The following is a 21,976-nucleotide window of genomic DNA, read 5'->3' on the forward strand; positions in this document are numbered from 1 at the left end:
TCAACCTGATTCACCGCAGCCCAACCCCCTTCGCGAGCAAGCTCGCTCCTACGAAGAGCACGCACCCCCCATGACCTTGCAACTGACCATCGCCCAGGCCAGCGCCACCGGCCCGCGGGCGGAGAACCAGGACGCCCTGCGGGTGGTGACGCCGCCGGCCGACCTGGCCGCCAGCAAGGGCCACCTGTTCGCCCTCGCCGACGGCGTCAGCCAGTGCGCCGATGGCGGCCTGGCCGCGCGCCTGACCGTGCAGGCGCTGGCCAACGACTACTACGCCACCCCGGAGACCTGGGCCGTCGCCCAGGCCCTGGACCGCCTGCTGCTGTCGCAGAACCGCTGGCTGCAGGCCAACGGCGGCGGCCAGCCGCTGCTCACCACCCTCACCGCGCTGGTGCTGCGCGGGCGGCGCTTCACCCTCGCCCACGTCGGCGACTGCCGGCTGTACCGCTGGCGCGACGGCGCGCTGGAATGCCTGACCGCGGACCACGTCTGGGAGCAGCCGGGCATGCAGCACGTGCTCAAGCGCGCCCTGGGCCTGGACCAGCACCTGGTGGTGGACTACCGCGACGGCGAGCTGCGCGGCGGCGAGAGCTTCCTGCTGGCCAGCGACGGCGTCTGGGCCACCCTGGGCGACACCGGCATCCGCCGCATCCTCGGCGACGCCCGCGAGCCGCGCGGCGCCGCCGAGGCCCTGGTCAAGGCCGCGCACCTGGCCGGCAGCCAGGACAACGCCAGCGCCCTGCTGGTGCGCGTCGACGCCCTGCCCGCCAGCGGCCTGGGCGACACCCTGGCGCAACTGGAGCACTGGCCGCTGCCGCCGGAACTGCGCGCCGGCCAGGCGTTCGAGGGCTGGCAGGTCGAGGGCCGCCTGGCGCAGTCGCGGCAGTCGCTGATCTACCGGGTGCGCGACGCCCAGCAGCGCCCCTGGCTGCTGAAGACGCTGCCGCCGGCGCTGCACGACGACCCGCGGGCCAGCCAGGCGCTGCTGCTGGAGGAATGGTTCCTGCGCCGCGTGCAGGGCCGCCACTTCCCCGAGCTGCACGGCCTGCCGCAGCGCCAGCACCTGTACTACCTGATGCGCGAGTACCCCGGGCAGACCCTGGCCGAGCGCCTGGGCCAGGGGCACCTGCCGCTGGCCGAATGGCTGTGCCTGGCGCCGCGCCTGCTGCGCGCCCTGGGCCAACTGCACCGGCGCAACATCCTGCACCGCGACATCAAGCCGGAGAACCTGCACCTGGGCGAGGACGGCGAGCTGCGCCTGCTGGACTTCGGCCTGGCCTACTGTCCGGGCCTGTCCGGCGACGAGACCCACCAGCTGCCCGGCACGCCCTCCTACCTGGCCCCGGAAAGCTTCCAGGGCGTGGCCCCGGCGCCGTGCCAGGACCTCTACGCCGCCGGCGTGACGCTCTACCGGCTGCTCTGCGAGCGCTACCCCTACGGCGAGATCGAGGCCTTCCAGCACCCGCGCTTCGCCACCCCCACGCCGGCCAGCCGCTACCGTCCCGACCTGCCGGCCTGGCTCGACGCCTGGCTGCTGCGTGCCGTGGCCGCCGACCCGGCGCAGCGCTTCGAGACCGCCGAGGAAGCCCTGCTGGCGCTGGAACAGGGGGAGCGCCAGGCCGGCCTCGGCCAGTGCCCGCGCGCCCTGCTGGCGCGCAACCCGCTGGGCTTCTGGCGCGGCCTGGCGCTGGCCTCGCTGCTGCTCAACCTGCTGTTGCTGGCGTGGCTGCTGCACCGTCCCTGAGCACGCACCAGTTCGAGCCGCCTGCGCCTCATCGCGGTGCAGGAAACCCCCGCCGCAGCCTGGAACCCCCAGGAATTCCGGCCCCCGCTAACCTGGCACGACACCTGCAACGGCACTGGCAACAATCTACAAAAGCGCGTCCCTCAACGAAGAGGCTCGCACTTCCCGATCGATCGGGACTTGGACAAAGGCGTCCTCGCCGGGCAACCGGCGGGACGCCTTTTTTGTTTTCCGCGATTCCTGGAGCCACTCCCATGAAGAAGCTCAAGCTCGTCCTGATCGGCAACGGCATGGCCGGTATCCGCACCCTCGAGGAACTGCTGAAGATCGCGCCGGACCTCTACGAGATCACCGTGTTCGGCGCCGAGCCCCACCCCAACTACAACCGCATCCTGCTCTCGCCGGTGCTGGCCGGGGAGCAGACCTTCGAGGACATCGTCCTCAACGACCTCAACTGGTACGCCGACAACGGCATCCGCCTGCTGCTCGACCGCAAGGTGGTGAAGATCGACCGCCGCCTGCGCAAGGTCTTCGCCGCCGACGGCAGCGAGGCCGAGTACGACCGCCTGGTGATCGCCACCGGCTCCAACCCCTTCATCCTGCCGGTACCGGGCAACCGCCTGGAGGGCGTGATCGGCTATCGCGACATCGCCGACACCCAGGCGATGATCGAGACGGCGAAAACCCACAGCCACGCCGTGGTCATCGGCGGCGGCCTGCTCGGCCTGGAGGCGGCCAACGGTCTCAAGCAGCGCGGCATGGAAGTCACCGTGGTGCACCTGTCCGACTGGCTGCTGGAACGCCAGCTCGACCGCACCGCCGGCAAGCTGCTGCAGTCGGCCCTGGAGGCGCGCGGCATCCGCTTCCGCCTGAACACCGTCACCGACGAGCTGGTGGACAACGGCGACGGCCGCGTCTGCGCCGTGCAGTTCAAGGACGGCGACGTGGTGGCCGCCGACCTGGTGGTGATGGCCGCCGGCATCCGCCCCAACACCGAGCTGGCGGAAAGCGCCGGCATCCCCTGCAACCGCGGCATCCTGGTCAACGACACCCTGCAGACCTACGACCCGCGCATCTACGCCATCGGCGAATGCGCCAGCCACCGCGGCATCGCCTACGGCCTGGTGGCGCCGCTGTTCGAGCAGGCCAAGGTCTGCGCCAACCACCTGGCCCAGTTCGGCTTCGCCAGCTACAAGGGCTCGGTGGTCTCCACCAAGCTCAAGGTCACCGGCATCGACCTGTTCTCCGCCGGCGACTTCATGGGTGGCGAAGGCACCGAGACCATCACCCTCTCCGACCCCATCGGCGGCGTCTACAAGAAGCTGGTGATCAAGGACGACGTGCTGGTCGGCGCCTGCCTGTACGGCGACACCGCCGACGGCGGCTGGTACTTCCGGCAGATCCGCGAGAACCACAACGTGGCGCAGGTCCGCGACCACCTGATGTTCGGCGAGAGCAGCCTGGGCGACGCCGGCCACCAGGGCCAGAGCAGCGCCGCGAGCATGCCCGACAGCGCCGAGGTGTGCGGCTGCAACGGCGTCTGCAAGGGCACCATAGTCAAGGCCATCCAGGAGAACGGCCTATTCAGCGTCGACGAGGTGAAGAAGCACACCAAGGCGGCCAGCAGCTGCGGCTCCTGCGCCGGGCTGGTGGAACAGATCCTGATCAGCACCGTGGGCGGCGCGGCGGACGTCAAGCCCAAGAGCGAGAAGGCCATCTGCGGCTGCAGCGAACTCAACCACGGCCAGGTGCGCAAGGCCATCCGCGAGCACCACCTGACCTCCATGGCCGAGGCCATGCGCTTCATGGACTGGAGCACGCCCAACGGCTGCGCCACCTGCCGCCCGGCGCTGAACTACTACCTGATTTCCACCTGGCCGGGCGAGGCGAAGGACGATCCGCAGTCGCGCCTGATCAACGAGCGCGCCCACGCCAACATCCAGAAGGACGGCACCTACTCGGTGGTGCCGCGCATGTGGGGCGGCGTGACCAACCCGGCCGAGCTGCGGCGCATCGCCGACGTCGCCGACAAGTACCAGGTGCCCATGGTCAAGGTCACCGGCGGCCAGCGCATCGACCTGCTGGGGGTGAGGAAGGAAGACCTGCCGGCGATCTGGAAGGACCTCGACATGCCCTCCGGGCACGCCTACGGCAAGTCCATCCGCACCGTGAAGACCTGCGTGGGCAGCGAGTTCTGCCGCTTCGGCACGCAGAACTCCACCCAGCTGGGCATCGACCTGGAGCACGACCTGTTCAACATGTGGTCGCCGCACAAGGTCAAGCTCGCCGTCTCCGGCTGCCCGCGCAACTGCGCCGAGGCCGGCATCAAGGACATCGGCATCATCGGCGTGGACTCCGGCTGGGAGCTGTACATCGGCGGCAACGGCGGCATCAAGACCGAGGTGGCGGAGTTCTTCGTCAAGCTCAAGAGCGCCGACGAGGTCCGCGAGTACAGCGGCGCCTTCCTCCAGTTGTACCGCGAGGAAGCCTTCTACCTGGAGCGCACCGTGCACTACCTGCAGCGCGTGGGCATGGAGCACATCAGGAAGGCCGTGCTGGAGGACGCCGAGAACCGCAAGGCGCTCAACGCCCGCCTGCAGTACGCCCTGTCGCTGGAACAGGACCCCTGGCAGCAGCGCATCGAGCAGCCGCAGCTGAAGAAGGAATTCGAGCGCATCGCGCTCAAGCAACTGGAAACGGCCTGACCGCCCTCGGGAGAACAGCATGAACTGGCAAGACATCTGCGCCCTGGAAGACATCCAGCCGCTGGGCTCGCGCGTGATCGCCGGCCCCCGCGGCGACATCGCCCTGTTCCGCACCGCCGACGACGAGGTCTTCGCCCTCGACGACCGCTGCCCGCACAAGGGCGGGCCGCTGTCCCAGGGCCTGATCTTCGGCAAGCGGGTGGCCTGCCCGCTGCACAACTGGCAGATCGAGCTGGACAGCGGCAACGCCGTGGCCCCCGACGTCGGCTGCGCCCACCGCCACCCGGTGAAGGTGGAGAACGGCCGCGTACTGCTGGCCCTGAAAGACCTGGCCGCCTGCGCCTGAAGCGGCCGCGACACGGGAGAGCCCCATGAGCGAACGCCAAGTCACCGCCAGCACCTGCTGCTACTGCGGGGTGGGTTGCGGCGTCCTGATCGAGCACGACGGCGAGCGCATCCTCGGCGTGCGCGGCGACCCGCAGCACCCGGCCAACCTCGGCCGCCTGTGCAGCAAGGGCTCCAGCCTGCACCTCACTGGCGACCGCGCGGCCCGCGCACTCTACCCCGAGCTGCGCCTGGGCAAGGCCCTGGCGCGCGCCCGGGTGGACTGGGACAACGCCCTGGAGCACGCCGCCGGGGTGTTCGCCGAGACCATCCGCGAGCACGGCCCGGACAGCGTGGCCTTCTACGTATCCGGGCAACTGCTCAGCGAGGACTACTACGCCTTCAACAAGCTGGCCCGCGCCCTGGTCGGCAGCAACAACATCGACAGCAACTCGCGGCTGTGCATGTCCTCGGCGGTGGTCGGCTACAAGCGCAGCCTCGGCGCCGACGCCCCGCCCTGCTGCTACGAGGACCTGGAACAGAGCGACTGCGTGCTGATCGCCGGCAGCAACATGGCCTACGCCCACCCGGTGCTGTTCCGCCGGCTGGAGGCGGCCAAGGCGGCGCGGCCGCAGATGAAGGTGATCGTCATCGACCCGCGGCGCACCGACACCTGCGAGCTGGCCGACCTGCACCTGGCCATCCAGCCCGGCACCGACGTGGCGCTGTTCCACGGCATCCTCCACCTGCTGCTGTGGGAGGGCTGGGTCGACCGCGCCTACATCGAGGCGCACACCCAGGGCTTCGACGAACTGAAGAACCTGGTGCGCGACTACGGCCCGCTGGCGGTGGCGGAAATCTGCGGCATCGCCGTGGAGGATTTGCAGCGCTGCGCCGAGTGGATCGGCCGCACGCCCAGCTTCCTGTCGCTGTGGTGCATGGGCCTGAACCAGTCCAGCGCCGGCAGCGCCAAGAACAGCGCGCTGATCAACCTGCACCTGGCCACCGGGCAGATCGGCCGCCCCGGCGCCGGGCCCTTCTCCCTCACCGGCCAGCCCAACGCCATGGGCGGCCGCGAGACCGGCAGCCTGGCCAACCTGCTGCCCGGCCACCGCGACGCCGGCGATGCCTCGCACCGCGCCGAGGTGGCGGACTACTGGGGCGTCGAGGCACTGCCGGAAGCCCCCGGGCTGACCGCCGTCGAACTCTTCGAGGCGGTGCGCGCAGGAAGCGTCAAGGCACTGTGGATCGCCTGCACCAACCCCGCGCAGTCCCTGCCGGACCAGCAGCGCGTGCGCGAAGCGCTCCAGGCCTGCCCCTTCGTGGTGGTGCAGGAAGCCTTCGCCACCAGCGAGACCTGCCGCTACGCCGACCTGCTGCTGCCGGCCGCCAGCTGGGGCGAGAAGGAAGGCACCGTGACCAACTCCGAGCGCCGCGTCAGCCACGTGCGCCGCGCCGTGCCGGCCCCCGGCGAGGCCCGCGCCGACTGGTCCATCGCCTGCGACTTCGCCCGCCGCCTGGAGCGCCGGCTGCGCCCCGGCCGGCCGAGCCTGTTCGACTTCGCCGGGCCCCAGGCGCTGTTCGACGAATACCGCCCGCTCACCCGGGGCCGCGACCTCGACATGGGCGGCATCAGCTACGCCCTGCTGGACGCGCGCGGCCCGCAGCAATGGCCGTTGCCCGAGGGCAGCGGCCAGGGCCTCAAGCGCCTGTACGCCGACGGCAACTTCGCCACCGCCAACGGCCGCGCGCGCTTCGTCGCCGAGGCCTACCGCGCGCCGAAGGAGCGCCGCGAAGCGCGCTACCCGCTGACCCTCAACACAGGCCGATTGCGCGACCAGTGGCACGGCATGACCCGCACCGGCACCGCCGCCAGCGCCTTCGGCCACGTCGAGGAAGCCTGCCTGGGCCTGCACCCGGCGGAGCTGCGCCGGCGGCGCCTGGAGGACGGCCAGCTGGTGCGCCTGAGCAGCCGCCGCGGCAGCCTGGTGCTGCCGGTGCAGGCCGACGCCAGCCTGCTGCCCGGCCAGGCGTTCCTGCCCATGCACTGGGGCGAGCGCTTCCTCAAGGGCCTGGGGGTGAACGCCCTGACCCTGCCGGCCTTCGACCCGCTGTCGCGGCAGCCGGAACTCAAGCACGCCGCGGTGGAAGTCGCCGCCGTCGAACTGCCCTGGCAGTTCTATGCCCTGGTGGAAGGCGAGGTGCAGCAGCGCTTCGAGGCCCTGCGCCCGCTGTTCGACGCCCTGGACTACGCCAGCTTCACCCTGGTGGGCCGCGAGCGCCCTGCCCTGCAGGTTCGCGCCGCCCACGCCGAGGCACCGGCGGCCGGCTGGTTGCAGCAGGTCGATGCGCTGCTCGACCTGCTCGACGGCCCGCTGCTGGCCTACGACGACCCGCGCCGCGTCCAGGGCAAGCGGGTGCGCCTGGACAACGGCCGCATCGGCGGCCTGCGCCTGGCCGGCAGCAGCATCGCCAGCGATTGGCTCAAGGCGCTGTGGCTGTCCGGCGAAAGCGACGCCGACCTGCGCCGCAAGCTGCTCGCCCCGCCCGGTGCGCAGACCGCTGCGGCCAGCGACAAGACCCTGTGCAACTGCAGGAACGTGCGCCTGAGCCAGGTGCGCGAAGGCATCGTCCGCGGGCTGGACCTGGACGGCCTGAAGCGCGAGCTGGGCTGCGGCAGCCAATGCGGTTCCTGCGTTCCCGAAATACGGCGGTTGCTGGCCAGCGAAGCCGGCGCCCTGGCCGCCAATGCCTGAGGAGATGAAGATGAGCGGAAAAGTCTGGTTGATCGGCGCCGGCCCCGGCGACCCGGAACTGCTGACGCTGAAGGCCGTTCGCGCGCTGTCCGGCGCGCAGGTGGTGCTGCTCGACGACCTGGTCAACCCACAGCTGCTGGAGCATTGCCCGGCGGCGCGGGTGGTGCGCGTGGGCAAGCGCGGCGGCTGCCGCTCCACGCCCCAGGACTTCATCCAGCGCCTGATGCTGCGCTATGCCCGCCAGGGCTACCGCGTGGTGCGCCTGAAAGGCGGCGACCCCTGCATCTTCGGCCGCGGTGGCGAGGAAGCCGCCTGGCTGGAAGCCCGCGGCATCGCCTGCGAACTGGTCAACGGCATCACTGCCGGGCTGGCCGCCGCCACCACCTGCGGCATTCCCCTGACCCTGCGCGGCATCAGCCGCGGCGTCAGCCTGGTCACCGCGCACACCCAGGACGACAGCGAGCCGAACTGGGCGGCGCTGGCCCGGGCCGGCACCACCCTGGTGGTCTACATGGGCGTGGCGCGCCTGACGGAAGTCCGCGACGGCCTGCTGGCGGGCGGCATGCGCCGGGGCATGCCGGTGGCGATGATCGAGAACGCCTCGCTGCCGCAACAACGCGAATGCCGCAGCAGCCTGGCCGCGATGCTCGACGACGCCGCCGCCTTCGGCCTGCGCAGCCCGGCCATCCTGGTGATCGGCGAGGTGGCCGCCGAGGCCGCCCAGGCGCTGGCGCGCAGCGCCTGAACGCAATGCCGTTCATCGGGATGACGCCTGCGTTCAGCGAAGGCGCCCAAGCCTGGCTCCGCCCCCTCTCCCCAACCCTCCCCCGCAAGCGGGAGAGGGGGCTGTCCTGAGTGGCCGGGAAATAAGGCGCCCTCCTTTCCCTCATCATTCCCACGAACACCGTAGGGCGAATAACCGTTCGCGGTTATCCGCCGTTGGCCGTGCTACCGGGGCGTCCGGCGTGGCCGGTGAATCCAATCGCGGACGGAGTCCGCTCCTACGCCCGTGCGTCCTGGAACCGTAGGAGCGGACTCTGTCCGCGATTCGGCGGATAGCGCCGTAGGCGTTATGCGCCCTACGGGGAGCCCGGGAGCTTCGCGGTTTTGCATCACGCCGAACGGTCCCCTCTCCCGCTTGCGGGGGAGGGTTAGGGAGGGGGGCGGCGTCAGAGTTCGCGAGCAAGCTCGCTCCTACGAAGAGCCGTGCTGCTCTTGCTTTTGGATTTCCAGAGAAACCTCCGAGCGCACCGGAACGCCCCTTCAGAAGGCCGAGCGAAACCGGCGCTCAGGAGGTCATGCGACATGGATGTCGCTAGAGCCCCGATCAGCACAAGGACGTGCTGTCGGGGCGGGCCTCCGTGGCGGGGGAATTCGCGAGGGTAGCCCGGCTCCATCGGGCCCGTATGTCGGGGCAAGCCTTTTTGGTTACTTTTGTGGCGTTTGACAAAAGTGACTCGCCCGAGGGGGCGAAACAAGAGACATCAACGCACTCGGAGCGGCGCGCTACACCAAGCCCCCAAGCCAATTGGGTTCCCACAGGCAAAGAAAAACCCGGCCTAGGCCGGGTTTTTCCTGGAACTCAGACCAATTACTGCTGCTTGGCCTGGGCTTCCACTTCGGCTTCTACGCGACGGTTGACCGCGCGGCCTTCAGCGGTGGCGTTGTCGGCAACCGGACGGCTCTCGCCGTAGCCAACTGCGTTCACGCGGCCGCCTTCCACACCGTACTCGTTGACCAGTACGTCACGAACGGCGTTGGCACGACGCTCGGACAGTTTCTGGTTGTAGGCGTCGGTGCCGACGGAGTCGGTGTGGCCTTCAACGGTGGTGCTGGTGGACGGGTACTGCTTCATGAAGTCAGCCAGGTTCTTGATGTCAGCGTAGCTGTTCTCTTTGACCTTGGACTTGTCGAAGTCGAATTTCACGTCCAGCTGGACGCGGACGACTTCAGCGACGGCCGGGCAGCCGTTGGCGTCAACGGTGACGTTGGCCGGGGTGTTCGGGCACTTGTCGACGTTGTCGCAGACGCCGTCGTGGTCTTCGTCGGAGCAGACTTCGGCAACCGGTTCCGGAGCCGGGGCAGCCTTGCCACCGCCGAAGTTCATGCCGACGCCGACGCCAGCCATCCACTCGCCCTGGTGGCCGTTGTCACGCTTCTCCAGGCCGTACTGGCCGTCGAGGCTGGCCTTGGCGAAGAAGTTCTCGGTGAAGTAGTACTTCAGGCCGGCGCCGATGTTGGCCATGGTCAGGTTCTGACGGCTGCCGTTTTCGCTGTTGACGTTGGTCAGGCTCTGGTGGCCCAGGCCGGCGGACACGTACGGACGCAGGCCAACACCCGGGGTGCCGAAGTGGTAGATGGCGTCCAGGGAGGCCAGGTTGCCATGGACCTTCTTGTTGCCGGACTCGTAGGTGCCACGAATGTCGTGGTACTCACCGTAGGACAGAGCCAGCTCGACGTCGTCGGTCAGGAAGTAGCCGACGGAACCGCCGTACAGGTCGCCGTTCTTCATGTTGCGGGTGCTGTCAGTGAAGTAGCGCTTGCCGAAGGCTTCGGCTTCTACAGCGCCTTGGCCTTGAGCGAAAGCATTCACGGCGGAAGCGGCGATCATGGAGCCGATCACGACGCCCAGGGTGTTCTTCAGTTTCATCCGTTAAATCCCCATCTTGGTGGTCAGTAAGCCGATGACTGCCCACAAAAGGCAGGCCATACAACTTGCGGGCAAGTTTATCAGAACTTGCGAATTAGAGAGACAACATTTGCCCAACTATGTTTCGGATATTCCCGAAAACTTTTCACGGAGCCGATCGAGTGCCCGCTTGTATCGCATCTTGGTCGCACTCAGGCCCATGTGCATGATGTCGGCGATCTCCTGGAATTCCAGCTCTGCGACAAATCGTAGCACCAGGATTTCCCGATCAATGGGGTTGACATATACCAGCCATCGGTCCAGGCCACCCCGCTCCTCGACCTTCGGCGCCTTCTCCTCGGAGGCCTCCTCGATCGGGTCCAGACTCAGCGCATCGAGCAGGCGGCGCTTTCGTCTTTCCTTGCGATATTGGGTAATGCACTCGTTGTAAGTGATGCTATACAACCAAGTTTTGAACTTCGATTTGCCCTCGAAGTTCTTCAGGCCATACAGCACCTTCAGCATCACTTCCTGGCACACGTCATCGGCGTCCCGATCGTTGCCCAGATAGCGCGCGCAGACGTTGAACAGCGTGCGCTGGTATCGGCGCATCAGCTCCTCGTACGCCCGGGTGACGTGGAACAGCTCGTCATGGGCGCGCTCCACCAGCTCCTCGTCGGTCAGCTGGCGCGGGTCGTAGCGCTGGGACAATGGTTGCGGCTTGTTCAAGTCGGGTCGGGCCAGGTCATGTCGGCCGCCGACGCGGCTTTCGCGAAGCGGCGTCGGCGTTGCACGGGATCATCTCAGCGGCTGGTCACACGGCGCTCGAGGAGCACGCGGTTGGCAATGGACACCAACTCGCCCTCATCAGTCATCAGAATAGTCTTGATGGTGCCGATTTCTTCGATGATGCCTTCGACATCGTCCACTTTCACCTCTTGCCCGACCTGGTACAGCTCGCGCACGTAGATGCCGGCGATGATCTGCCCGGCGATCTCCCGGCTGCCCAGGCCCAGGGCCAGGGCGGCGGCGAGGCCGACGGTGATCAGCACGATGGCGATGATGTAGTTGAGCAGGTCGGTCTTGACCTCGAGCTGGCCGATGGCCACCGAGATGCTGATGATGATCACCAGCCACTGGGCCACGCGGCCCAGGCCGCCGGCGTATTCCAGGCCGACGCCTTCGGCGGCGCCGCGCACCACGCTGTTGAGCAGTTGCGCCAGGAGCACGCCGACGATCAGCACCAGGGCCGCGCCGAACACCTTGGGCAGGTACAGGGCGAGCACGTCGAGGGTGGCGGAGACGCGCTGCAGGCCGAGGGACTCGGCGGCGGACACCAGGAACACCAGCAGCACGAACCAGTAGACGATCTTGCCCACCAGGGTCGAGACCGGCACCTGGATGCCCACGCGGGCCATCAGCTTGGTCAGGCCGGTGCCGCCCATCAGGCGGTCCAGGCCGAGCTTGGCCAGCAGCTTGGACAGCAGGGTGTCGAGCAGCTTGGCCACGACGAAGCCCAGCAGTACCACCACCAGGGCGCCGAGCAGGTTCGGGATGAACCCGGCGAGCTTGCCCCACAGGGTGTTCATGGCGGTGAGCAGGCTTTGCGTCCAGATATCGAATTGCATCTTCAGTCGGCCTTGTCAGCGGAAGGGCGGAATTCTGCGTGCGCCGGGACACCGGCGCAAGGTGGGCGGCACCGCGGCTCACGCCCAGGCTCAGGGCTTCCAGCCAGTGGCCCATGAGGCTGAACAGATCGCCGGCGCCGACCTGGCGGTTGGCGGTCTTCAGCACGCGACCCAGGCGCGCGTCGTCCTCCGGCGCCTGGGCCGGCATGCGCAGCAGGTTGCGCAGGGATTCTTCGAACGGGTCGTGCATGCACAGCTCTCCTTCGTGTGCTGCCTTGACGCGGCACAGGCACCGGAAGTCACATCACAGCCAGCGCAGGCGGCGGAAGACCCACCACTGGAAACCGGCCACCCCGACCAGCAGCACGCAGGCGATGGGAAAGCCGTAGGGCGCGCTGGAACCGGGAATACCGCCGACATTGATGCCCAGCAGCCCGGTGATGAAACTCATGGGCAGGAAAAAGCCGGTGATGATACCAAGAATGTACATGGTCTTGTTCATCCGCTCGGTGATCCGCCGGTGCTCGGCCTCCTGGATCAGCGAGATGCGCTCGCGCACCAGCTCCAGTTCTTCGAGGTTGCGCGTCAGGCGGTTGTACAGCTCATTCCAGTAGTCGGCATCGTCGGCCAGCGTCCAGGACAGCTTGATCCGCGTCAGTTGCGCGTAGATGTCACGCTGCGGCGCCAGGTAGCGCCGCAGGCCCGCGGAGCGCCGGCGCAGGGCGCGCAGCTCGGCCTGGTCGGGCACGTTGCGCTCATCTTCCTCGATGGCCTCCTCCATGGCGTCGAGTTCGTCGGCCAGGCCGCCGATCAGGGTATCGATGCGGTCGGTGAGGTAGTGCGCCAGGCTCAGCACCAGTTCCGAGGCGTTCTTCGGGCCGCGCCCGGCGGCCAGGTCGGTGCGCAGGTCGGCCACCGCCTTGAGCGGGCGCAGGCGCAGGGAGATCACCCGCTGCTTCTCGGCGAACACCCGCAGCGAGACCATGTCCTCGGGCACCGCGCCGGGGTTGAGGTTGACGCCGCGCAGGAACAGCAGCAGGCGTTCGGCGCCCAGGTCCAGCAGGCGCGGGCGGGTCGCCTCCTCCAGCAGCAGGTCGCAGGTGAACTCGTTCAAACCGCTGGATTCGCGCAGCCAGGACTGCGCCTCGGGGACGCCGCGGTCCCAGTGCACCCAGAGGCTTTCCTCGGGCTTGAGGTCGATCAGGTGCAGCTCCGCGCGGCTGATCTGCCGGCCACCGCCGCGGCCATCGAGGACGTAGCCATAGATGAGCCCGCGCTCGGTTCCGCTTTCGTATTGCTGCATTACGTGTTCCATGAGGTGCCGGGCGCCGCCGGCAGGTGCGACCATTGACCGGCGAAGGCGCCCGGCGTTCAGCTCACTCGGGCATTTTCAGAGCCTGGGGGAGACGATGATGCCGTTGTTGTCGGCATAGACGAACTCGCCCGGGCGGAAGGTGATGCCGCCGAAGGTCACGGCCACGTTGAGGTCGCCGATGCCGCGCTTATCGGTCTTCATCGGGTGGCTGGCCAGGGCCTGCACGCCCAGGTCGGTCTGCGCGATCACGTCGACGTCGCGGATGCAGCCGTAGACCACGATGCCTTCCCAACCGTTCTTCGCCGCCTTCTCGGCCAGCATGTCGCCCAGCAGCGCGCGGCGCAGGGAACCGCCGCCGTCGACCACCAGCACCTTGCCCTTGCCGTCCTTGTCGACCTGGTCCTTGACCAGGGAGTTGTCCTCGAAGCACTTGATGGTGACGATTTCGCCGCCGAAGGAGTCGCGACCGCCGAAGTTGCTGAACATGGGCTCGACGACCTGGACCAGGTCGGGGTAGGCGTCGCACAGATCAGGGGTGACGTATTGCATGGAGAGACTCCTTGGAGTGTCGGGATGAACGGGCAGCGGACCGGCAAAGCGGCGATGACGCCCGGAATGACCGGAACCTGGCTTGGCGCCACAGTCTAGCGACTGTCACGCCATCCGCCTACGCCCGCCGCCCTGCCCCGCGGCTTTGCGGCCGCCAGGCGGACAAGGTAGGAGCGCGCCCTGCGCGCGAAATCGCGGGCAGGGCCCGCTCCTACAGGCTGCCGGGAAACACGGTATTGCTCCCCCGTAGGAGCGGACCTTGTCCGCGATAGCCGGAGGTTCAGGCGCGATTCGCGGATGAGATCCGCTCCTACGCCACCCCACCCACGCCATTTCCCTGTAGGAGCGCGCCCTGCGCGCGAATCGCGGGCAGGGCCCGCTCCTACAGGCTGCCGTGAGGCATGGCATTTCTCCCGCAGGAGCGGACTCCGTCCGCGATTGGATTCACCGGCCACGCCGGACGCCCCGGCGGCACGGCCAACGGCCCCACCCACGCCATCCCGTAGGGCGCATAACGCCTACGGCGTTATCCGCCGTTTTCGCCGGACACCAATTATCCGCCCTGCGCCGCCCCACCCGCGCCATTCGCCTGCCGGGGCAGCGCCTGGTGTTGCAGCCAGTGCAGGACCTGCGGCCAGACCTCGCGCTGGGCAGCCTTGCTCACCAGCATCTCGACGTGCCCGAAGTTTTCCGAAAAGCCCTGCCGGCGCCCCAAACAGAGGTATTCGCGGACCTCGGAGCCGAACTGCTCGAACAGCTTGCGGCAGGCCCAGGGCGGGTCCTGGCGGTCGCCCTCGGCGCTGACCGCCAGCACCGGCGCCCGCACCTCGGCCAGGCCGGCCCACCAGTCGTTGCCGCGCTCGCCGAAGCGGCCGAACAGGCCGTACCAGCGCAGGGCCTCCAGGGCCAGGCCGATGGGCTCGTCCTCCGGGCCGCGGCGCAGGCGCGGGCCGGGGATCACGCCCATGCGCTTGAGCAGGAAGCGCCCGCTCCAGGCCACCGGCGGCAGCTTCAGTGCCCAGTAGTCGCGGCTGACCTGGCTGCCGAACAGCGCCACGCTGGCGACCTGCTGCGGCGCCAGGTAGCCGCCGCCCAGGGCCGCGGCCAGGCTGGTGCCGCCCAGGGAATGGCCGATCCAGTGCGGCGCCTGGCCGCTCTGCTCGACGACGAAGGCGGCGATGGCCGGCAGGTCGAAGCGCGCGTAGGCGGCGACGCTGTTGCGCGAATAGTCGAGGTTGCGCGGCGACAGGCCGTGGCCGCGCATCTCCGGTATCCATACGTCGAAGCCGGCGCGCGCCAGGTAGGGCCCAAGGCCGATGGCCCTGGGCGAGTACCAGAAGCGCCGGTTGGAGAAGCTGCCGTGCACCAGGATCACCGGCACGCCGCGCTGCTCGCGGTCCGGCAGGCCCAGGCGGGTCAGCGCCAGCTCGACGCTGGGGTCCGGGCTGTTGTTGGGTTTCAGGCGGTAGACGTCCTCGGTGAGGTCGCCACGCAGTTCGGCGCTGACGAGCGCCACGGGGAAGAGTCGGCTACTGCTGTGCATATCGTTGAATGAGCTGGCACGAAAAAGGGCGGGTGCAAGCACCCGCCCTTCCTGAACCCGGAGGTCCGGTTGGCGTCAGGCCTGGCCTTCGGCCAGGAAGAACCAGGTGTCGAGCACCGAGTCGGGGTTCAGCGACACGCTCTCGATGCCCTGTTCCATCAGCCACTTGGCCAGGTCCGGGTGGTCCGAGGGGCCCTGGCCGCAGATGCCGATGTACTTGCCGGCCTTGTTGCACGCCTGGATGGCGTTGGCCAGCAGCTTCTTGACCGCCGGGTTACGCTCGTCGAACAGGTGCGCGACGATGCCGGAGTCGCGGTCCAGGCCCAGGGTCAGCTGGGTCAGGTCGTTGGAACCGATGGAGAAGCCGTCGAAGAACTCGAGGAACTCGTCGGCCAGCAGGGCGTTGGACGGCAGCTCGCACATCATGATGACCTTCAGGCCGTTCTCGCCGCGCTTCAGGCCGTTGGTGGCGAGCAGCTCGACCACCTGGGAGGCCTCGCCGAGGGTACGCACGAAGGGCACCATCAGCTCGACGTTGGTCAGGCCCATCTCGTTGCGGACCTTCTTCATCGCCCGGCATTCCAGCTCGAAGCAGTCGCGGAAGGATTCGCTGATGTAGCGCGAGGCGCCGCGGAAGCCGAGCATCGGGTTCTCTTCTTCCGGCTCGTAGAGCTTGCCGCCGATCAGGTTGGCGTATTCGTTGGACTTGAAGTCCGACAGGCGCACGATGACCTTCTTCGGCCAGAAGGCCGCGGCCAGGGTGCTGACGCCCTCGACCAGCTTCTCGACGTAGAAGCCGACCGGGTCGTCGTAACCGGCGATGCGCTTCTCGACGCTGTCCTTGATGTCCGCCGGCAGGCTGGCGAAGTTCAGCAGCGCCTTGGGGTGCACGCCGATCATGCGGTTGATGATGAATTCCAGGCGGGCCAGGCCCACGCCCTCGTTGGGCAGCTGGGCGAAGTCGAAGGCGCGGTCCGGGTTGCCGACGTTCATCATGATCTTGAACGGCAGCTCGGGCATGGCGTCCACCGAGTTCTGGCGCACGTCGAAGCCCAGTTCGCCTTCGTAGATCAGGCCGGTATCGCCTTCGGCGCAGGACACGGTGACGCGCTGGCCGTCCTTCAGCACCGCGGTGGCGTTGCCGCAGCCGACCACGGCCGGGATGCCCAGTTCACGGGCGATGATCGCCGCGTGGCAGGTACGCCCGCCGCGGTTGGTGACGATGGCGCTGGCGCGCTTCATCACCGGTTCCCAGTCCGGGTCGGTCATGTCGGAGACCAGCACGTCGCCCGGCTGCACCTTGTCCATCTCGGAAACGTCGTGGATCACCTTGACCGGGCCGGCGCCGATGCGCTGGCCGATGGCGCGGCCTTCGACCAGGACCTTGCCCTTCTCTTTCAGCAGGTAGCGTTCCATGACGTTGGCGCTGGAACGGCTCTTCACGGTTTCCGGACGGGCCTGGACGATGTACAGCTTGCCGTCGTCGCCGTCCTTCGCCCACTCGATGTCCATCGGGCGCTGGTAGTGCTTCTCGATGATCAGCGCCTGCTTGGCCAGCTCGGTGACCTCGGCGTCGCTCAGGGCGAAGCGCGCGCGGTCGGCCTTCTCCACGTCGACCACCTTGACCGACTTGCCGGCCTTGGCTTCGTCGCCGTAGATCATCTTGATCGCCTTGCTGCCCAGGTTGCGGCGCAGGATCGCCGGGCGGCCGGCCTCCAGGGTGGGCTTGTGCACGTAGAACTCGTCGGGGTTCACCGCGCCCTGCACCACGGTCTCGCCGAGGCCGTAGGCGCCGGTGATGAACACCACGTCACGGAAGCCGGACTCGGTGTCCAGGGTGAACATCACCCCGGCGGTGCCGGTTTCCGAGCGGACCATGCGCTGTACGCCGGCGGACAGGGCGACCAGCTTGTGGTCGAAGCCCTGGTGCACGCGGTAGGCGATGGCGCGGTCGTTGAACAGGGAGGCGAAGACTTCCTTGGCCGCGCGGATCACGTTGTCCACGCCGCGGATGTTCAGGAAGGTCTCCTGCTGGCCGGCGAAGGAGGCGTCCGGCAGGTCCTCGGCGGTGGCCGAGGAACGCACGGCGACGGCCATGTTGGCGTTGCCGCCGGCCATCTCGGCGAAGGCCTTGCGGATGTCGGCGTCCAGCTGGGCGGGGAACTCGGCGTCCATCACCCACTGGCGGATCTGCGCGCCGGTCTTGGCCAGGGCGTTGACGTCGTCGACGTCGAGGGCGTCCAGGGCGGCGTGAATGCGGTCGTTCAGGCCACTCTGCTCGAGGAAGTCACGGTAGGCCTGGGCGGTGGTGGCGAAGCCACCGGGCACGGAAACCCCAGCACCGGCGAGGTTGCTGATCATTTCGCCCAGGGATGCGTTCTTGCCCCCCACATGTTCGACATCATGGACGCCGAGCTTATCGAGGGAAACTACGTACTCTACCAAGGTGATCTCTCCACTGAATGTTGGAAAAGCTCAAACGGGCCACCGCGACGCTGCCCCTTTTCTGGCCGACGCCAGAAAAATAAGTGACAATGCCCCGGCAGGAGGCCTTGCAAAAGCGCGGCCTATCATACTCAGGATTCTTTCCTACATTAAGGCCCGCAGCGCAATGAAACGTACGGCTTTCTTCATTTCCGACGGAACCGGCATCACCGCCGAAACCCTCGGCCAGAGTCTCCTTGCGCAGTTCGAGAACATCCATTTCCACAAACTGACGCGGCCGTACATCGACACCGAAGAAAAAGCGCGCGTAATGGTACAGCAAATCAACGCGGCTGCGCAGGCGGACGGTGCCCGCCCGATCATCTTCGACACCATCGTCAACCGTGAGATCCGGGCGGTCCTGGCCCAGTCGAACGGCTTCATGATCGACATCTTCTCGACCTTTTTGTCCCCTCTGGAGCAGGAATTATCCGCGGACTCCTCGTATTCCGTCGGAAAATCCCACAGCATCGGCCACAATCCGCACTACATGGAGCGGATCGACGCGGTGAACTTCGCCCTCGACAACGACGACGGCGCCCGCACCCACTACTACGACAAGGCCGACCTGATCCTGGTCGGCGTGTCGCGCTGCGGCAAGACGCCCACCTGCCTCTATATGGCAATGCAATATGGCATTCGTGCGGCGAACTACCCGCTGACCGAGGAGGACATGGAGCGCCTGCAGCTGCCCAACGCCCTCAAGCCCTACAAGGGCAAGCTGTTCGGCCTGACCATCGACCCCGACCGGCTCACCGCCATCCGCAACGAGCGCAAGCCCAACAGCCGCTACGCCAGCTTCGCCCAGTGCGAGTTCGAGGTGCGCGAGGTGGAGAACCTGTTCCGCCGCGAGAACATCGCCTACATCAACTCCACCCATTTCTCGGTGGAGGAGATCGCCGCCAAGATCATGGTGGAGAAAGGCGTCGAGCGCCGCCTGAAGTAGCCCCGCCCGGCCCTGTGACACGGCTCACGCTGCCGCCCGCCGGGGCCCGGCGGGTGTCGTCACACGGGACCTGCGTGCTAGAATCGCGCCCCCGCATCCCTCCTGGGGGCCCACCCGCCCAGCCAAGGATGACTCGCCCGCAGGCCGTGGCGTTTGCCGGATGCCCCCGTTCACTGGCCTACGGCCCCCAGCGCTCAGGACTTATGAGACTCAAGCCCACAGCCCTGCTGCTCCTGCTTTTCCTGGCAGCCTTCGGCGGCCCCGCCGGCGCCGCCGGCAAGACCGTCTACGGGCTCATCGAATACGCCCACGTCGGCCAGCTCGACCAGGTGCTGGCGGCCAAGCTCGACACCGGCGCCAAGACCGCCTCCCTGAGCGCCCGCGACATCAAGCGCTTCAAGCGCGACGGCGAGACCTGGGTGCGCTTCTACCTGGCCACCGACACCGCCGACAGCCAGCCGCTGGAGCGGCCGCTGGCACGCATCAGCAAGATCAAGCGCCGCCACGGCGACTTCGACCCCGACGAGGACAAGGCCTACACCGCCCGCCCGGTCATCGAGCTGGACGTCTGCCTGGGCAGGCTGCGCCGCACCATCGAAGTGAACCTTACCGACCGCAGCGCATTCCAATACCCCCTGCTGATCGGTTCCGACGCGCTCAAGCGCTTCGGCGCCCTGGTCGACCCCAGCCTGAAATACGCCGCCGGCCAGCCCGGCTGCCCCGTTGCGAAACCTGCCGAGTAAAGCCCATGCGCTCCATCAACCTGCACCTGAAGATCCTGATCGCCATCCTGGTGGTCCTGGGCGTTTCCATCACCGCCTACCAGATCTTCATCCTCGGCATACCCATGACCGAGGCGGAAACCGACGACCTGTGGAACATCGACGCCAAGGTCGAGTTCGTCGCCACGCCGAAGACCCCGGTCAAGGTGCAGATGTTCGTGCCGCCGCTGACCCAGGGCTACGTCAGCCTCAACGAGAGCTTCGTCTCGAACAACTACGGGGTGAGCATCAACCGCGCCGACGGCAACCGCAAGGTGACCTGGTCCTCGCGCCGCGCCAACGGCAAGCAGACGCTCTACTACCGCCTGGTGCTGACCAAGCGCTTCAGCGGCGAGCAGCCCAAGGAGAAAGGCCCGATCTTCCGTGACAGCCCGCCCCTGGAAGGCCCGGAGAAGATCGCCGCCGAGGCGCTGATCGCGCCCATCCGCCAGCATTCGGCGGACATCGAGACCTTCGTCAGCGAAACCATCAAGCGCGCCAACAACCTGGCCGACGACAACGTCAAGCTGCTGCTGGCCGGCGACACCAGCCTGGAGAAGCGCTCCTACATCGTCGAGACCCTGCTGGCCCAGGCCCACGTGCCCATGGAGCGCGTGCACACCCTGCGCCTGCTGGCCAACCAGGCGCAGAGCCCGGAACTGTGGCTGCGCAGCTACAACGGCAAGGACTGGCTGTACTTCAACCCGGAAACCGGCGAACGCGGCCTGCCCGCCGACCGCCTGATCTGGTGGCTGGGCGACGAGCCGCTGCTGGCGGTGGAAGGCGGCAAGAAGGCGCTGATCAGCTTCAGCCTGAACAACAGCGAGATGAACGCCATCCGCCTGGCCAAGCTGACCAACGAGAACACCGACGCCTCCTTCCTCGACTACTCGCTGTACGGCCTGCCGCTGTCCACCCAGCAGACCTTCCAGATCATGATCATGATCCCCTTCGGCGTGCTGGTGATCCTGGTCCTGCGCAACCTGATCGGCATCCAGACCCTCGGCACCTTCACCCCGGTGCTGATCGCCCTCGCCTTCCGCGAGACCGGCCTGCAGTGGGGCATCGGCCTGTTCACCGTGATCACCGCCCTGGGCCTGTCGCTGCGCTCGTACCTGGAGCACCTGAAGCTGCAGATGCTGCCGCGGCTGTCGGTGGTGCTGACCTTCGTGGTGGTGATGATCGCCGCCATCAGCCTGCTCAGCCACCGCCTGGGCTTCGAGAGCGGCCTGTCGGTGGCGCTGTTCCCCATGGTGATCCTGACCATGAGCATCGAACGCCTGTCGATCACCTGGGAAGAACGCGGCGCCGCCCACGCCATGAAGGCCGCCATCGGCACCCTGTTCGCCGCGGCCCTGGCGCACATCCTGATGCGCGTGCCGGAGCTGGTGTACTTCGTGTTCACCTTCCCGGCGGTGCTGCTGCTCCTGGTGGCCTTCATGCTGGCAATGGGCCGTTACCGCGGCTACCGCCTGACCGAGCTGTTCCGCTTCAAAGCCTTCCTGAAGGACTGAGCCATGTTCGGCCTGATCAAGCGGTGGAAAGCCCTGGAAGCCAAGGGCATCATGGGCATCAACCGGCGCAACGCGGACTTCGTGCTGAAGTACAACAAGCGCCACCTATACCCGATCGTCGACGACAAGATCATCACCAAGGAGCGCGCCATCGCGGCGGGCATCCACGTGCCGGAGATGTACGGGATCATCTCCACCGAGAAGGAGATCGAGAAGCTCGACAGCATCATCGGCGAGCGCAACGACTTCGTCATCAAGCCGGCGCAGGGCGCGGGCGGCGACGGCATCCTGGTGATCGCCGACCGCTTCGAGGGCAACTTCAAGACCGTCTCCGGGCGCATCATCAGCCGCGAGGAGATCGAGTACCAGCTCTCCAGCATCCTCACCGGCCTGTACTCCCTGGGCGGCCACCGCGACCGCGCGCTGATCGAGTACCGCGTCACCCCCGACCAGATCTTCCGCAGCATCAGCTACGAGGGCGTGCCGGACATCCGCATCATCGTCCTCATGGGCTACCCGGTGATGGCCATGCTGCGCCTGCCGACGCGCCAGTCCAACGGCAAGGCCAACCTGCACCAGGGCGCCATCGGCGTGGGCGTGGACCTGGCCACCGGCATCACCCTGCAAGGCACCTGGCTGAACCGCAAGATCGCCAAGCACCCGGACACCACCAACGCGGTGGACGGCGTGCAGCTGCCGCACTGGGACGGCTTCATGAAGCTGGCCGCCGGCTGCTACGAGCTGTGCGGCCTGGGCTACATCGGCGTGGACATGGTGCTGGACCAGGACAAGGGCCCGCTGATCCTCGAACTCAACGCCCGCCCCGGCCTGAACATCCAGATCGCCAACGACTGCGGCCTGACCGGCCGCGCCCAGGCGGTGGAAGCCCACCTGGTGGAGCTGCAGGCCAAGGGCGTGCAGGAAACCCCGGAAGAGCGCGTGCGCTTCTCCCAGAAGCTGTTCGGGCACGTGCCGACGCGGGAGATCTGACGTAGGGCGAATAACCGTTCGCGGTTATCCGCCGCCATCCGTGCCACCGGGGCGTCCGGCGTGGCCGGTGAATCCGATCGCGGACAAG

Annotated in this window: 16 protein-coding genes and 1 pseudogene; 9 read left to right on the forward strand and 8 right to left on the reverse strand. The window is 67.7% G+C overall.

The annotated features are described in order from the left end of the window. Positions 1-70 precede the first annotated feature (70 nt). The 5 genes from PKO50_RS19630 to cobA all read left to right on the forward strand — a co-directional run bounded on the left by PKO50_RS19630 (position 71) and on the right by cobA (position 8,274). Positions 71-1,744: a bifunctional protein-serine/threonine kinase/phosphatase gene (locus PKO50_RS19630; RefSeq protein ID WP_275626979.1), complete on the forward strand. Its 1,674-nt coding sequence runs from the start codon at positions 71-73 to the stop codon at positions 1,742-1,744. A 254-nt stretch (positions 1,745-1,998) separates the two neighbouring features. Next, complete coding sequence (nirB, locus tag PKO50_RS19635) at positions 1,999-4,449, forward strand: nitrite reductase large subunit NirB (RefSeq protein WP_275626980.1); 2,451 nt, start codon at positions 1,999-2,001, stop codon at positions 4,447-4,449. A 19-nt stretch (positions 4,450-4,468) separates the two neighbouring features. Next, positions 4,469-4,795 (forward strand): nitrite reductase small subunit NirD, encoded by a 327-nt coding sequence (gene nirD, locus PKO50_RS19640; protein WP_089391941.1) that lies wholly within the window; start codon positions 4,469-4,471, stop codon positions 4,793-4,795. A 25-nt stretch (positions 4,796-4,820) separates the two neighbouring features. Beyond that, the gene (locus tag PKO50_RS19645; protein ID WP_275626981.1) at positions 4,821-7,529 is read left to right on the forward strand and encodes a nitrate reductase; all 2,709 of its coding nucleotides are present in this window, start codon (positions 4,821-4,823) and stop codon (positions 7,527-7,529) included. 10 nt (positions 7,530-7,539) lie between these two features. Continuing rightward, the gene (gene cobA, locus PKO50_RS19650; protein ID WP_275626982.1) at positions 7,540-8,274 is read left to right on the forward strand and encodes a uroporphyrinogen-III C-methyltransferase; all 735 of its coding nucleotides are present in this window, start codon (positions 7,540-7,542) and stop codon (positions 8,272-8,274) included. Positions 8,275-9,120: 846 nt separating this feature from the next. Here cobA and PKO50_RS19655 read toward each other — a convergent pair. From PKO50_RS19655 to ppsA, 8 genes and pseudogenes are all read right to left on the reverse strand, one after another. Then, a complete protein-coding gene (locus PKO50_RS19655) occupies positions 9,121-10,179 on the reverse strand; it encodes an OmpA family protein (RefSeq protein ID WP_275626983.1) in 1,059 nt (352 codons plus the stop codon). Between the two features lie 117 nt (positions 10,180-10,296). Next, positions 10,297-10,887 carry an RNA polymerase sigma factor SigX gene (gene sigX, locus PKO50_RS19660; RefSeq protein WP_109934051.1) on the reverse strand — a complete coding sequence of 197 codons (591 nt, stop codon included), beginning with the start codon at positions 10,885-10,887 and terminating at the stop codon, positions 10,297-10,299. Positions 10,888-10,961: 74 nt separating this feature from the next. Continuing rightward, positions 10,962-11,786 (reverse strand): mechanosensitive ion channel domain-containing protein, encoded by an 825-nt coding sequence (locus PKO50_RS19665; RefSeq protein ID WP_109934052.1) that lies wholly within the window; start codon positions 11,784-11,786, stop codon positions 10,962-10,964. 43 nt (positions 11,787-11,829) lie between these two features. Further along, a pseudogene (locus tag PKO50_RS19670) lies at positions 11,830-12,042 on the reverse strand (CrfX protein); the annotation flags it as partial. 48 nt (positions 12,043-12,090) lie between these two features. Beyond that, complete coding sequence (locus PKO50_RS19675) at positions 12,091-13,089, reverse strand: zinc transporter ZntB (RefSeq protein ID WP_109934054.1); 999 nt, start codon at positions 13,087-13,089, stop codon at positions 12,091-12,093. 87 nt (positions 13,090-13,176) lie between these two features. Beyond that, positions 13,177-13,650, reverse strand: a complete 474-nt coding sequence (rraA, locus tag PKO50_RS19680; protein WP_275626984.1) for a ribonuclease E activity regulator RraA — start codon at positions 13,648-13,650, stop codon at positions 13,177-13,179. Between the two features lie 553 nt (positions 13,651-14,203). Then, positions 14,204-15,193, reverse strand: a complete 990-nt coding sequence (locus PKO50_RS19685; RefSeq protein ID WP_275626985.1) for an alpha/beta fold hydrolase — start codon at positions 15,191-15,193, stop codon at positions 14,204-14,206. 75 nt (positions 15,194-15,268) lie between these two features. Continuing rightward, complete coding sequence (ppsA, locus tag PKO50_RS19690; RefSeq protein WP_275626986.1) at positions 15,269-17,584, reverse strand: phosphoenolpyruvate synthase; 2,316 nt, start codon at positions 17,582-17,584, stop codon at positions 15,269-15,271. A 220-nt stretch (positions 17,585-17,804) separates the two neighbouring features. On the opposite strand from ppsA, the gene PKO50_RS19695 reads away from it, so the two are divergent. The 4 genes from PKO50_RS19695 (at position 17,805) to PKO50_RS19710 (ending at position 21,888) form a co-directional block, all read left to right on the forward strand. Next, entirely contained in the window at positions 17,805-18,623 is an 819-nt protein-coding gene (locus PKO50_RS19695) for a pyruvate, water dikinase regulatory protein (RefSeq protein ID WP_009618715.1), read from the forward strand. 203 nt (positions 18,624-18,826) lie between these two features. Continuing rightward, the gene (locus tag PKO50_RS19700; protein ID WP_275626987.1) at positions 18,827-19,366 is read left to right on the forward strand and encodes an ATP-dependent zinc protease; all 540 of its coding nucleotides are present in this window, start codon (positions 18,827-18,829) and stop codon (positions 19,364-19,366) included. 5 nt (positions 19,367-19,371) lie between these two features. Beyond that, the gene (locus PKO50_RS19705) at positions 19,372-20,898 is read left to right on the forward strand and encodes an inactive transglutaminase family protein (protein WP_109935460.1); all 1,527 of its coding nucleotides are present in this window, start codon (positions 19,372-19,374) and stop codon (positions 20,896-20,898) included. Between the two features lie 3 nt (positions 20,899-20,901). After that, entirely contained in the window at positions 20,902-21,888 is a 987-nt protein-coding gene (locus PKO50_RS19710; RefSeq protein ID WP_009618710.1) for an alpha-L-glutamate ligase-like protein, read from the forward strand. Positions 21,889-21,976: the final 88 nt, after the last annotated feature.

This window comes from Pseudomonas sp. 273, from assembly GCF_029201425.1.
Classification (GTDB): Bacteria; Pseudomonadota; Gammaproteobacteria; order Pseudomonadales; family Pseudomonadaceae; genus Pseudomonas; species Pseudomonas delhiensis.

Coding starts and splice junctions, on each gene's coding strand:
- nirB (WP_275626980.1), top strand. CDS start 1,999: ATGAAGAAGCTCAAGCTCGTCCTGATCGGCAACGGCATGGCCGGTATC.
- PKO50_RS19645 (WP_275626981.1), top strand. CDS start 4,821: ATGAGCGAACGCCAAGTCACCGCCAGCACCTGCTGCTACTGCGGGGTG.
- PKO50_RS19705 (WP_109935460.1), top strand. CDS start 19,372: ATGCGCTCCATCAACCTGCACCTGAAGATCCTGATCGCCATCCTGGTG.
- cobA (WP_275626982.1), top strand. CDS start 7,540: ATGAGCGGAAAAGTCTGGTTGATCGGCGCCGGCCCCGGCGACCCGGAA.
- PKO50_RS19710 (WP_009618710.1), top strand. CDS start 20,902: ATGTTCGGCCTGATCAAGCGGTGGAAAGCCCTGGAAGCCAAGGGCATC.
- PKO50_RS19695 (WP_009618715.1), top strand. CDS start 17,805: ATGAAACGTACGGCTTTCTTCATTTCCGACGGAACCGGCATCACCGCC.
- PKO50_RS19685 (WP_275626985.1), bottom strand. CDS start 15,193: ATGCACAGCAGTAGCCGACTCTTCCCCGTGGCGCTCGTCAGCGCCGAA.
- PKO50_RS19665 (WP_109934052.1), bottom strand. CDS start 11,786: ATGCAATTCGATATCTGGACGCAAAGCCTGCTCACCGCCATGAACACC.
- PKO50_RS19630 (WP_275626979.1), top strand. CDS start 71: ATGACCTTGCAACTGACCATCGCCCAGGCCAGCGCCACCGGCCCGCGG.
- PKO50_RS19655 (WP_275626983.1), bottom strand. CDS start 10,179: ATGAAACTGAAGAACACCCTGGGCGTCGTGATCGGCTCCATGATCGCC.
- PKO50_RS19700 (WP_275626987.1), top strand. CDS start 18,827: ATGAGACTCAAGCCCACAGCCCTGCTGCTCCTGCTTTTCCTGGCAGCC.
- PKO50_RS19675 (WP_109934054.1), bottom strand. CDS start 13,089: ATGCAGCAATACGAAAGCGGAACCGAGCGCGGGCTCATCTATGGCTAC.
- rraA (WP_275626984.1), bottom strand. CDS start 13,650: ATGCAATACGTCACCCCTGATCTGTGCGACGCCTACCCCGACCTGGTC.
- nirD (WP_089391941.1), top strand. CDS start 4,469: ATGAACTGGCAAGACATCTGCGCCCTGGAAGACATCCAGCCGCTGGGC.